Here is a 12204-nt window from a genome sequence, read left to right as displayed (position 1 = left end):
AGTATGTAGAATAATAAAAGGTAGTTGGTAATCTCCAGAATAGATAGCTTGATTTTGCAGAAGCATCTTGAAGATGATTTAAGAGGCGGGAAGGCAAGAAGTGTAGATATAAGCTTGATAGAATTTTTGCCCTTTTTAATTAGGTTTGGGAAGAAAGTATCATTTAAAACAGAGATTCTTTCAGGAAGGATTTTCACTTTTCACTGAAAGTATAGTATAATAAGAAATAGAATACATTTGGAGAAGAAAAATGCCCTCAAAATCAGGATCATCACCTTATGCTAAAAATAATGACGGTAATAAAGAAATAGAAAAAATAATCTCAAAAGAAGGACTGAAAAATAACTACATATGGAACATGCTGGGGACAGTCTCATCCTCATTGATATCAGTTGTTTTGCTTCTACTAGCTTCTAGATTTCTAGATTCAAGAGATTCTGATATTTTTAGTATTGCTTACGCTCTTGGTCAGCAGTTCTTTGTTTTAGGTTATTTTCAGGTTAGAAATTTGCAATCTACGGATGTAAAAGAAAGATACCAATTTGCTTCTTATCATAACACGAGACTTTTTACTGTCTTTTTGATGATTTTAACATCGTTTATCTATACTCTCTGGCAAGGGTATGATGTTTACAAATCTAGTATTATTTTATTGCTTGTTCTTTATCGGGCTATAGATGCGTATTCAGATGTTTTTCAAGGATTATTTCAGCAAAAAAACAGATCAGACTTAGCTGGAAAGGTGCAATTCTATAGGAGCTGGATTTGCATGTTAATATTTGCAATAGTCCTGTTGCTTACAAAATCATTGATGGTAGCTAGTATTGTTATTTGCTGTGCGAATTTCATTCTGACCTTCCCCTTAGATTTCAGAAACTGTAGATTACATTTTTCTCAGGAAAAGTTTTCGCCTAAACTCCATGATGACAGAAAAAATGTGTATTCTATTTTGAAAAATAGTTTTCCCTTGTTTTTAAATGGATTTTTGATAACGTATATCTATAATGAGCCAAAAATCGATATTGATTACCTTTTGACAAATGGCTATTTTTCATCTGGGGTTCAAAGAGACTTTAATGTTCTATTCATGCCTGTCTTTGTCCTATCCCTTTTGTTCTTCGTTCTGAGACCGTTGACTACACAGCTTTCTATTTATTGGAATGAGAAGAAATTTACACTATTTTTCAAACAGGTCAATACCCTATATATAGTAATGACTGTTTTAGGAGTTGTCATTGTTGTTTTAGGTTATATGATTGGTACAGAAGTGCTTGGTGCTGTTTACGGTATCCGATTACAGGAGTATAAGCTTCCTTTCACTATACTACTTATAGGTGGTATTTTGAATGTTTTTGCTCTAGTAGTCGATATCATTATGACCATCTTTAGAAAACAGCATTATCTGATGATAGCCTATTTATTGACATTTGCTGTTTCAAAATTTATTACGTTGCCATTTATCCGCGACCAAAAATTGCTCGGAGCTGCTAATTCCTTTTTAATCTCCATGTGCGTCTTTTATGCAACAAGTCTGATTATTTATGGCGTTGTTAAAAATAAGGAAAAAAGAAAGAAGTAGGATTCTATGAATATCTTATTTACATTAAATGATTCGTTTGTACCTCAAGTTGCAACCTGTATGTGTTCTATATTTGAGAATAATAAATCCGCTGAGAATATTACAGTATATTTAATTGGCGAGAGGATAAGCCAAGAGAATCAAAATAAATTAAAAGGATTCGCTAAAAGTTACGATAGAAAAGTTTGTATTATTTCTATAAATAATATCGAAGACTATATTGACTTTGATTTTGATACAAACGGTTGGTCTTCAATTATTTTGGCACGTCTTTTTTTAGATAAGCTTCTTCCACAAAAAGTTGATAGGATCTTATATCTCGATGGAGATACACTAGTTCTAGAAGATTTAAGTTCATTGTTTTATAGCGACTTAGGAGATAAGGTAATAGGTATGTGTCCCGAACCAACTGTGGATAAGTCAAGAAAGGAATTTCTAGCTTTGAAAGAGTACCCCTATCATAATTCGGGTGTCCTATTGATCGATCTAAAAAAATGGCGTAGTGAAGAGATTGGTAAACAGGTCATAGAATTTTATCAGTTTCATGAAGGAAAGCTATTCGCACCAGACCAAGATGCCTTAAATGGAGCCTTGAAAGAGCAAATTTTCACCTTGCCGATTTCCTTTAATTATTTTAATATTTATGATGTCTATCCTTACAAAACGTTGAGTGAATTAAGTAAGCCAACTATGTTTACATCACGGGAAGATTTTAATCATTTTCGAAAAGCACCTACAATTATTCACTATCTTGGTGAAGAGAGACCTTGGCGGAAGGGAAATACACATAGATTTAAAAAGGAGTATCTCTATTATCTCCACAAAACTCCATGGAAGGATACACCAATGGAAGAAGGTTGGCAGCTGTATTTTGTTTGTTTTAGAATCTTTAATATTGTTATGAAGCCTTTTCCAATGTTAAGATATAAGATTATCAATTCCCTAATCCCGAGCTTTATGAAATATAGAAAAAAACAGTTGCAGAAAAACAAAAAATAATGTGATGACATGTTATAGAAAGAATAGATTAAATTAATGAAAGTTTTAATGATAATTCCTGCTTATAATGAGGAAGAGAGTATTTTAAATACGGTTATGAGCATTGTAGAATATCGGAAGAAAGTTGATTTTGACTTAGACTACGTAGTGATCAATGATGGGTCAGTTGACAGAACTAAGGAGATTTTGGACAACCATCATCTGAATGCTATCCATTTGGTTATGAATTTGGGGATTGGCGGAGCTGTTCAGACGGGCTATAAGTATGCTCTTGAGAAGAATTATGATGTGGCCGTACAGTTTGATGGAGACGGCCAGCATGATATTGAGTCGCTGGATGCTTTGCTGGAGCCTATTCGTCGCCAGCAGGCTGATTTGGTTGTTGGTTCTCGTTTTATCGGTGACAAGGCTTCGGAGTTTCAGACGACTTTTATGCGGCGTTTTGGTATTACCATTATTTCAGCTTTTATTAAATTAACAACAGGCAAAAGGATTCTGGATACCACATCAGGCTATCGTTTGGCCAATCGAGACATTATTCGACAATTCGCTGCGCGCTATCCTATCAAGTATCCTGAGCCAGAATCAATCGTCCATATCTTGAAGCGGAAATATAAAGTGGTGGAAGCACCAGCCAATATGTTTGAACGTGCAGGAGGAGTCTCTTCGATTACTCCTATTAAGTCCATTCGCTATATGATTGAAGTTTGCTCTTCGATCTTGATTGCTGCTTTTATGAAAGAGAGTGAATAATGTCCATTTTGTCTATTGTTATGCTAGTGGCTTCAGTTCTATTCCTGTATTTTGTCTTTCGGAATATCAATCAAAACAATATTTTATTTGAGCAAGCCTTTATGTGGATTATTATTGGCTTTGTACTGATTGTTATCTCTATTTTTGATTGGATTCCAGTTTCGATTGCCAAATTGTTAGGCTTTGAACTGACCTCAAACTTTGTCATGTCCTTGGCCATCTTTTTCCTGCTGGTTATTGTTTTTTTACATACTATTTCTATTTCCAAGCAAAAGGAGCAAATCAAGCAGTTGGTGCAAGAACTGTCCATCATGAAGCAAAGAATGTCCAAGTTAGAGAGTGAAAAAGATGAAAAATAATCATACCTGGGTGATTTGTGCCTATGGCGAAAGCGAATTTTTAGAAGCTTGTATCCTATCTTTGCAAGCTCAAACCTTGCAATCAAAGATAATCTGCTATAGCTCAACACCGCTGGATTCAATCAAGCAGCTGTGCCAGAAGTACGGTATTCCTTTTTATACGAAAGAAGGCGGAGGTATCGGTAAGGACTGGAACAATGCTCTTTCCTTTGTTGAGACTTCTTATGCTACCATTGCCCACCAGGATGACTATTATGAGCCAACTTATCTAGAAGCAGTGATGCAGAAGATAGAGCAGTCTAAAGACATTCTCATTGCTTATACGGACTACTTTGAAGAGAAAAATGGAGTTAAAATTCCGGCTAATACTAATTTGAAAATCAAGACTCTCATGCTTAAAACCTTGAATCTGATGCCGACCAGCCGTTTTTGGAGAAATCGGATCCTGGCTTTTGGCAATCCTATTTCCTGTCCGGCGGTTACTTACAACTTAGAGGCGTTAAGGGATTTTCGATTTGATGAGGAAATGCGCGTGAGTCTGGATTGGTATGCTTGGTACAAGATTAGCGCCTATAAGGGTCGCTTTGCTTATATTTCTGAGAAGCTTATGTGCCACCGGATTCATGGAGAGTCTGAAACAACCAAGACTATTTCAGATAATACGCGGACCAAAGAAGACTTGTTCATGTATCAGCTTTTCTGGCCCAAGTGGGTTGCTAATCTGATAAATAAAGCATACATGAAGAGTCAAGATGCTAACTCAAACTAATAGAGTTATTTACAAGGAAAGTATATGAAAGATTTAATATCTGTTGTTGTAACTTGTTACAACCATCAAGATTACATTGAACAGTGTTTGCGCAGTATTTTTGCTCAGACCTATCGAAATATTGAGTTACTGGTATTGGATGATGGCTCCTCAGATCATTCTGCTCAAATCATAGAGGCTGTCTTGGCGGATTCCCCTTTTCCGAAGCGGTTTGAAAGCCATGAAAATATGGGGGTTGTCAAGACAAGAAACAAGGCTTTGCAGCAAATTCAAGGCACTTATTTTATTTTTGTGGATAGTGACGATTTTCTGGACTCAGACTATATTGAGAGTTTCTACACAAGCATGGTGCAAGAGGAGGCAGATATTGTCTATGGTGATTTGTATGATCCTGATAAAAAGGAAGTTTACCTTAAATCACGGCCATTTGACAAGCTAGCTTTCTTAACGGAAAATTTTATTTCCAACTGTTCTCTCATTCGTCGTTCGGTTGCTGATGGTATTTATTATGATGAAGCGCTGAATCGTGAAAAACTGGAAGACTATGATTTTCTTTTAAACTTAATTATCAATCAAGGCGCGAAACCAGTTTATGATGCAAAAACAAAGCTGAATTATCGGGTCTTTGATAAGGAATCAATTTCTAAACGGGATTCTACGAGATATCATTACGAAATGTATCTGAGAATCCTTCGTAAGTATGTGAGACAGATACCAGATGATATTTACCAAGCTTTGGGTAAGAACATATTTACACTGGAAGGTCGTTTGGATGAGTTGATTCAGCATATGGATAAAGTGAACGACTACGTTCTTGAACTGCAGGAGGATCAGCGACAGTTACATAAAAATCTAGACTCCTTGAAATCCAGACTGAGAACGATAAAAGAACAGCGAGATGATGCTATTCAGGAGCAGTTTCGTATTCGCCGATCTATTTCCTACCGGCTGGGAAATGGCTTGATTACGCCATTGAAACGTCTGGCTCAGATAATCAAAAATCCTCGCAGTATCAAAGCTGTTTTAAGTCGGATTAAGCAACAGCTGGTTCGTTTGAAACGCCAAGTTAAGTCTCCCAAGGTTTATTACTATCAAAGGCTGCGGAATTCTCAACGAGAAAAAGCTTTAGCTTCAGTTTCAAGTGGCGAAAAAGTCTTAGTCTATGTCATTTTTGAATCCGAGCCACGCTTGCAGCAGTATAAGACTATCTTTTTAGAAAAGTTAGCAGCTTTGGCTGATAAGACTCTCATCGTCGTTAACGGCGGACTGGCTGAAGAGGACATAGAAACTTTAGAGCAGTATGGGCAAGTCTTGGTGCGGGATAATAGTGGCTATGATACGGCAGCTTTTCGTGAAGGCATTCTTTCCTTAGGAAAGGAAACTCTGCAACATTGTTCTCAGCTGATGCTCGTCAATGACACCAATATCGGACCTATGAGTGATTTGACGGCTGTCTTTCAAACTATGGCTGACAGAAATCTTGACTTTTGGGGAATTTCCTATGGTGAGACCCAGGAAGATATCACTGGATTTAACCGCTATGGTTACATTCCCAATCACCTACAGTCTTATTTTTTGGTGATTGAGCCCTTGCTGCTTCAGTCCGAAGAATTCTACGACTATTGGCAAGTGCTGACTGACACGGATTCAAGGGACGAGGCTATCGGAAAACATGAAACGACTTTTACCAAGTACTTTGCCGACTTGGGCTATCGTTACGATGCCTTGGTTCACGAAAATCGGGATTCGGCTATGTATATTCATCCATTAAGGATGTTAAAGGCGGGTAGTCCTCTGATTAAGTATACTTCTTTGAAGAATTATGATGATCAGCAGTTTTTATGGCAAGGTCTGGAAAGAGAGTCAGAGGTTCCTGATGTATTGGACTATGTCCGGGAGAAGACAGACTACCCAGTGGAGATTCTTGAGAACATCGTTCAAAAATTCAAAGATGTGCCTCGTGATCAATATATTCTCATCATTGACGGTGTAGAGAATATCATTCCGCAGTGTACGCGCTACCGTGTGCTCAATAAGGCAGAGCAGCTTAGAAAGAATGGCTTTGCTGTGAAAGTGGTTAATGTGTCTGAGTTTAGTCTGGCTCAGGCCCAGTATGCCAGCCACATCATTATCTACCGCGCTCCTTGGTCCGCCCAGCTCCAGCTTTTGTGTGATTTGACTCGGAAGGAGAATAAGCCAGTCTATTTTGATATTGATGATTTGGTCTTTGATACCCTTTATACGGACCAGCTGAGCTATACCCAAGGCTTGTCTGAGAAGGAAAAGGGCAATTACGATGCAGGGGTGAAGAATTACGGGAAAATGCTAGCAGCTTGTGATGGGGCGATTACCTCCACTAATCAGTTAAAAGAGGAATTGTTCAAATATAAGGACTCCGTCCTGCTGAATCGTAATCTGGCGTCCAGCGAATTGATTGCGGTTAGCTCGCAGTTCTTGAAGGAAGACTTTGGCGCAGACGACAGAATCAAAATCGGCTATTTCTCTGGCTCCATCAGCCACAATGAAAATTTTGAACTCATCAAGCCGGCTATCAAAGAAGTGCTGGACAATTACCCATTCGTGGAGCTTCATATTGTAGGGCACTTAGATATCCCGCAGGATATGAAACAATATACGCAGCGTATTATCATCCATGAGTATGTGGACTGGAAGGCCTTGCCTCAGTTGATTAGTCAGGTTGATATTAATCTGGCTCCGTTGGTTGACTCAGTCTTTAATCGGGCCAAGTCAGAAATCAAGTGGATAGAAGCAGCTCTAGTCAAGGTGCCAACGATTGCCAGTCATATCGGTGCTTTTGCAGACATGATGATTGACGGTCAGACGGGACTTTTAGCTAAAGATAGTGAATGGAAAGAAAAGTTGGAAAGCCTGATTCTTTCTGCGGATTTACGCAGAGAACTGGCGGAGAACGCCTACGCTTTTGTATTAGAAAATTGCAGTTTAGATAAAAAAGATGAAATGGTGACTTATTTTGAAAAGAAATAAAGAAGTAAAAGTTGAGAATATTTTCTTATTATTGGCAAGTATCTTTGTCTTGACTTTTATGATTGCACAGCCGATTAATCGGGTGCCTGATGAGACCAATCACGCTCGTATGACATGGGAAATCTTCCATAAACCGACCAATCGAACATATAAATGGATGGAAAAAATCCCATCCACTCCGAATGTTTCGCCAGCAGAGTATAAGCAGTTGTTCTCAGAGAAGATAGATCTGGCGCAAGAAGAGTTTATCTTTGGCTTTAATCTCAAGGCTATCTCTTTCCTGCCTCAGCTCCTAGGTATGACCTTGGGGAGCATGCTTTATCCGTCAGTAGGCTTCATCGCGATGATGGGGCGGCTCTTTAATGCCTTGGTCTATATCTTTGGGATTTATTTCCTGATTAAATACTTCAAATATGGCAAAAAAGCTCTACTTTTCCTATCTCTTTTGCCTATTATGGTCCAGCAGGCAGCTTCTCTCTCTTACGATGTGATGAGCTATCTGGAGATTATGCTGGCAATTGGCTTTTTGACTAATATTGCCTATCATAAGAAATTCACTAATAGAAATGTACTGGAGCTTTTGGTGATTTCTATAGGCCTCTTTATCACTAAACCGAATAATGTCCTTTTATTAGGCTTGCTGCCTTTTATTGACTTTGAGTTTGAAGGATTCCTTGCGGTTCTCAATAAGCCTTTTGTTGCAACCAAAGCTTTTGTAGCTCGTAATCGCCCTATCTTTTATATACTTGGCTTTGCAGCTTTCTTTCTTGCTCTACATCTTGCCTTTCGCAATCAGGGTGGGCTCTTGCACTATTGCCAAGTTTTGCTGAATACGCTCTTTAAGCAAAGTGTTAATGGTGACTTGAATACCATTTTGACAATCGGTATGTTTGGCTTTTTGGGGAATTTTACTATCCAGCTGCCGCTTTGGCTGATTTTTATCGATGTGGCAGTCTTGGCGCTTATTTTCTTGCAGTCGCAGAAAGATTTCATGACCAAGGGCTACACAGTCATGTCGCGTTATCTGTTTCTGGTTCAAGTGATTGCTGTTGTGTCGATTATGTATCTGCAGTGGACGCCCATTGTCCTCGGTAAAGGTGCCATGATATCGGTTGGTGCTCAGGGACGTTATTTTACCCCCTTCCTGATTTTACTGCTACCAACTGTTGCTAATCTAGGAACCTTGGACATTAAAGACAGGGTGGTGAATCGAATGATGGTTGGGACTCTGGTAGCTAACTTCTTGGTTTCCCTCTACTTGATGGTGCCCTTTTATTGGAATGTATTAGGATAAGCTATGAAAAAAAAGATATTATTCATTTCGCCGACTGGAACGCTGGATAATGGAGCTGAAATCTCTATTGTCAATTTGATGGAATACTTGGTCCAGACGGGCCATCAGGTTATCAATGCGATTCCGGATTATCATGTAGCTGTTCAGCAGGACTATATATCCAGCTTGGCAGCCTTGGGTGTTGAGACTATAGCCTTGCCGTCAGTTAAATGGTGGTGGGAGGACGCACCTGGTGGCCTGCCAGGTAGTCCTGAGTCTAGAGTTCGGTCTTATCAGGAAAATACCTCAGCGCTCAGAAAGATACTAACGGAGCGAAAGATTGATTTGGTTATTACCAACACGGTCAATATGTTTCAAGGTGCAGTGGCAGCTGCCTGCGAGAATGTTCCGCATTTCTGGCTGATTCATGAATTTCCTGACGGAGAGTTTGGTTACTATAAGGAAAAGCTAGATTTTATCAGTGATTACTCGCAGGAAATATTTGCAGTTAGAGGAGCCTTGCAGAGACAGTTACAGGAGCTGCTACCAAACAGAAAAGTCTTGTCTTTTGCTCCTTTTACGAAAATTCAGCCTACTGATACAGAAGAAAAGGATGGGGCCGAAAGGCGTATTGTGTCAGTTGGACGTTTGACAGAGCGTAAGAATCAATTAGAATTGATAAAAGCCTATGACAAGTTATCTCAGCCAAAACCGGCTTTGGTTTTTATCGGTGCCTGGGATGAGGAGTACAAAAAAAGATGCGATACTTATATATCTGAACACCAGGTTAAAAATATTAGTTTCTTGGGACACAAGGACAATCCTTGGGCAGAGGTGACGGAAGCAGATCTTGCGGTATTTCCGTCTGCGATGGAAACCTTTGGCTTAGTCTATATTGAAGCGATTATGAATGGCCTTCCGACCATTTTGTCGGACAATCCTGGTCATCTATCCGCCTATGAAATCTTTGAAGAAGGTCAGCTGTATTTATCTGGCAATATCGAGGAGTTGGCTGATAAGATAAACATTGCCTTGGCAAACTTTGAGAGATTGAAAGACCAGTCGGTGGCCAATCTTGACAAGATTCAAGAGCGCTACAGAGTTCAGAGTGTTTACCAAAACTTATTGGATAAGATTGAAAACACTGAAATATACAAGTCTAACTCTTTGCGTCATGTCAAGTGCTTATTGGATACAAATTTACCTTCTCAACCAGCAGGCTCTTTCTTACGCAAAGTGAAAAATAAGTTGCTTTCTGGCAGAAGAGGTTAAAGAAAGAAAAGGACAAGTGTAGCCGCGGCTCTACCTGTCCTTTTTGTATTATACAAACACACTAGAAAGTGGTATAATAGAATGGATTGTAAAATCTTGAATTGAGGGAAATCATGAAACATGTCTTCATCATCGGGAGTCGGGGACTTCCTGCCAAATATGGAGGATTTGAAACCTTTGTCGAAAAATTGACAGAGCATCAAATCTCTTCTCAAATCCAGTATCATGTGGCTTGCTTATCAGATGATGAAGCTTTTCATCATTTTGATTACAAGGGGGTAGACTGTTTTACAGTCAAGCCACCCAAGCTTGGTCCGGCCCGCGTAATTGCCTATGATATGATGGCTGTCTCCTATGCCCTCAAGTTTGCTAAGAAAGAGCAGATTGAGCAGCCAATTTTTTACATTCTTGGAAATACGATTGGTGCTTTTATCTTTCTCTTTGCTCGTCGTATCCATCAGGCAGGAGGTAAATTCTTTATCAATCCTGACGGGTTGGAGTGGAAGCGGGCAAAGTGGTCTAAGCCAGTCCAAGCTTATCTCAAGTATTCTGAGAAGGTCATGACCAAGCATGCAGACTTGGTTATTGCTGACAATCAAGGCATCGAAAGCTATATTCAAAAAGCTTATCCTTGGTCTAAAACGATCTGTATTGCTTATGGGACTGACGTTTATCTGTCTAATCTGACGGAAAACGAAGGCAAGGTCAGGGTCTTCTTTGAAAAGTGGGCCAGTAAGGAAAAAGACTATTACCTCATTGTCGGACGCTTCGTTCCGGAGAACAACTATGAAACCATCATTCAAGAGTTCATGAAATCCGAAACCCAACGTGACTTGCTGATTATCTGCAATCATGAGGGAAATCCCTATTTTGAAGAACTCAAGCAGAAAACGGGCTTTGACCGTGATTCTCGCATTAAATTTGTTGGAACGGTCTATGATCAGAATCTGCTCAAATATATCCGTAATCATGCTTTTGCATATATACATGGACATGAGGTTGGCGGGACCAATCCGGGACTTTTGGAAGCACTGGCTCAGACAGATGCCAATCTGGTGTTGGATGTGGACTTCAATCGGAAGGTAGCAAAAGAGACGGCTCTGTACTGGAAAAAAGAACCTGGCCAGCTGGCCCAGCTGATTGACCGAGTAGATGCTCAAACAGAGTTTACGGAGCTAGGTCAAGCCGCCAAAGAAAATATGAAAGAAAACTACACCTGGAAAAAAATTGTGGGTGAATACGAGGATTTATTTTTATCATGAAAGTGACCATTCTTCTGTCCACCTATAATGGGGAGCAGTTTCTGGCCGAGCAGATTAAGAGTATTCAAGAGCAGACATATAGGGACTGGCAGCTGCTGATTCGTGATGATGGCTCTACAGATGGGACGCGTGCTGTCATCGAAGACTTTTGCCGCAAGGATGACCGTATTTCCTTTATCAATCGGGAAAATCCACAAAATTTGGGTGTCATTCAAAGTTTTCATAGCTTGCTTCAATACCAAGATTCGGATTTCTATCTCTTTAGCGACCAAGATGACGTTTGGCTGCCAGACAAGATTGCCATGCAATTGGCTGAGGCAGACAAGTATGATAGCAGTCAGCCCTTGCTGGTTTATACTGACTTGAAGGTCGTAGATCAAGAGCTACAGGTTGTTCACGAAAGCATGATTCGCACTCAGTCGGATCACGCTAATACAGAACTAGTCCAAGAGTTGACAGAGAATACGGTGACGGGCGGCGTTTCTATGATAAATCGCGCCTTGGCCCAACTTTGGACTGGGAAGGAAGAACATGATCTGCTCATGCACGATTGGTATCTGGGCTTGCTGGCTGCGGCTTTTGGCAATCTAGTCTATATTGACAAGCCAGGTGAGCTCTATCGCCAGCATTCAAATAATGTTCTAGGAGCTCGAACGCTCAGAAAACGCGTAAAAAACTGGGTGCGTCCCCATGTTCTTTTCGCCAAATATTGGAAATTGATAAAAGACAGTCAGACCCAGGCCAGAAATTTGCTGGTCCTGCCGCTGACTGCTGAAAATAGAGAGTTAATTGAGAACTTTGTGACCATTATGGAGGTGCCTTTTAAGGAGCGCTGGCGTAGGATTCGTCAGTATGGCTACCGAAAAAACCGCACTTTTCATACTCTTGTTTTTACGAGCCTCATTCTCACAAAGTTTGCTTATAAGGAGTAA

10 protein-coding genes are annotated in these 12204 nt (G+C 39.8%); all 10 read left to right on the top strand.

Annotated features, from left to right (window positions below; genetic code table 11):
- Positions 1-250: 250 nt before the first annotated feature.
- Positions 251-1579: a lipopolysaccharide biosynthesis protein gene (locus tag RG608_RS02945; protein WP_268687379.1), complete on the top strand. Its 1329-nt coding sequence runs from the start codon at positions 251-253 to the stop codon at positions 1577-1579.
- Between the two features lie 6 nt (positions 1580-1585).
- Positions 1586-2578, top strand: coding sequence for a glycosyltransferase family 8 protein (locus RG608_RS02940; protein WP_268687378.1), 993 nt, complete (start codon positions 1586-1588; stop codon positions 2576-2578).
- A 36-nt stretch (positions 2579-2614) separates the two neighbouring features.
- A complete protein-coding gene (locus tag RG608_RS02935) occupies positions 2615-3331 on the top strand; it encodes a glycosyltransferase family 2 protein (RefSeq protein ID WP_268687377.1) in 717 nt (238 codons plus the stop codon).
- Entirely contained in the window at positions 3331-3690 is a 360-nt protein-coding gene (locus RG608_RS02930) for a DUF2304 domain-containing protein (protein ID WP_002912850.1), read from the top strand. The genes RG608_RS02935 and RG608_RS02930 overlap by 1 nt, the downstream gene beginning before the upstream one ends.
- Complete coding sequence (locus tag RG608_RS02925; RefSeq protein ID WP_268687376.1) at positions 3680-4459, top strand: glycosyltransferase family 2 protein; 780 nt, start codon at positions 3680-3682, stop codon at positions 4457-4459. Before RG608_RS02930 ends, RG608_RS02925 begins: the two co-directional genes overlap by 11 nt.
- Before the next feature lie 24 nt (positions 4460-4483).
- Positions 4484-7465: a rhamnan synthesis F family protein gene (locus RG608_RS02920; RefSeq protein ID WP_268687375.1), complete on the top strand. Its 2982-nt coding sequence runs from the start codon at positions 4484-4486 to the stop codon at positions 7463-7465.
- Entirely contained in the window at positions 7452-8759 is a 1308-nt protein-coding gene (locus tag RG608_RS02915; RefSeq protein ID WP_268687374.1) for a DUF2142 domain-containing protein, read from the top strand. The genes RG608_RS02920 and RG608_RS02915 overlap by 14 nt, the downstream gene beginning before the upstream one ends.
- Before the next feature lie 3 nt (positions 8760-8762).
- A complete protein-coding gene (locus RG608_RS02910) occupies positions 8763-10010 on the top strand; it encodes a glycosyltransferase family 4 protein (protein ID WP_268687373.1) in 1248 nt (415 codons plus the stop codon).
- Between the two features lie 113 nt (positions 10011-10123).
- Positions 10124-11272 carry a beta 1-4 rhamnosyltransferase Cps2T gene (gene cps2T, locus RG608_RS02905; RefSeq protein ID WP_268687372.1) on the top strand — a complete coding sequence of 383 codons (1149 nt, stop codon included), beginning with the start codon at positions 10124-10126 and terminating at the stop codon, positions 11270-11272.
- The gene (locus RG608_RS02900) at positions 11269-12204 is read left to right on the top strand and encodes a glycosyltransferase family 2 protein (protein WP_268687371.1); all 936 of its coding nucleotides are present in this window, start codon (positions 11269-11271) and stop codon (positions 12202-12204) included. The genes cps2T and RG608_RS02900 overlap by 4 nt, the downstream gene beginning before the upstream one ends.

Origin of the sequence: Streptococcus sp. IsoGale022 (assembly GCF_031142805.1) — a bacterium.
GTDB classification, from domain to species: Bacteria; Bacillota; Bacilli; order Lactobacillales; family Streptococcaceae; genus Streptococcus; species Streptococcus sanguinis_A.
Note: the sequence above shows the minus strand (reverse complement) of the source record. Positions and strands in the feature narration are given on the sequence as shown.